A 730-nucleotide genomic window follows, 5' to 3' on the forward strand; every position below is an offset into this window, starting at 1 on the left:
ACGCTGCTATCAAACTAGCCAGCGCCGGGTTCATGCCATTTGCAATCAGCGTGACTGCCACTGCTGCCCCCAGTGGAAACGTTCCTTCAACCGTCATATCCGGAAAATCTAAAATTCGAAATGTTAAGAACAACCCAATGCCGAGTGTCGCCCACAATAACCCTTGCCCAATAGCTGAAACTAAAATGCTCATCTGTGTGCCCTCCCTACTTTACAAGCTTCGCGTCTGTATACCCACGAGGTAATGTCAGACCCAGTTTATCTAATTGCGCTTTGTTCACGACTAATTCGCCAGCCTTGGTAAAATCAACTGGCACTGACTTTGGGTCAGCCCCCTTCAAAATTTTGGCCACCATCTTGCCAGTCATGATACCTAATTTCGTTTGATTAATTGATTCAGCCGCAACACCACCATCTGCCACCATCGTGTCAACCGTTGGGAAGACTGGTACCTTGGCCGCGTCCGTATTCTTAACAAGTGTCGTCATAGCCCCGGCAATGGTGTTATCCGTTGGAACAAATACGGCATCCACTTGATGGCCCGCCACCATTTGCAACGACGTTTGATTTAAATCGTTTGAAGAGGCAATGGTGTAGGTTTTAACCTTTAAGCCTGCCTGCTTAGCTAACGTGATCATCTTGCGCGCTTCAGTCGTCGCCGAGTCATCAGAAGAGGTATAAATCACCCCCAATGTCTTAAGACCTGGGACAAATGCGCGCATCATCTTTA

Annotated in this window: 1 protein-coding gene and 1 pseudogene; both read right to left on the reverse strand. The window is 47.9% G+C overall.

What is annotated here, in order from left to right:
- Positions 1-193 (reverse strand): annotated as a pseudogene (locus tag WEIDD23_RS12075) (ABC transporter permease); the annotation flags it as partial.
- Positions 194-206: 13 nt separating this feature from the next.
- The coding region (locus tag WEIDD23_RS12080; protein ID WP_278279507.1) for an ABC transporter substrate binding protein at positions 207-730 on the reverse strand (524 nt) is incomplete at its 5' end.

Source organism: Weissella sp. DD23 (assembly GCF_001579105.1).
In the GTDB taxonomy this organism is placed as follows: domain Bacteria; phylum Bacillota; class Bacilli; order Lactobacillales; family Lactobacillaceae; genus Weissella; species Weissella cibaria.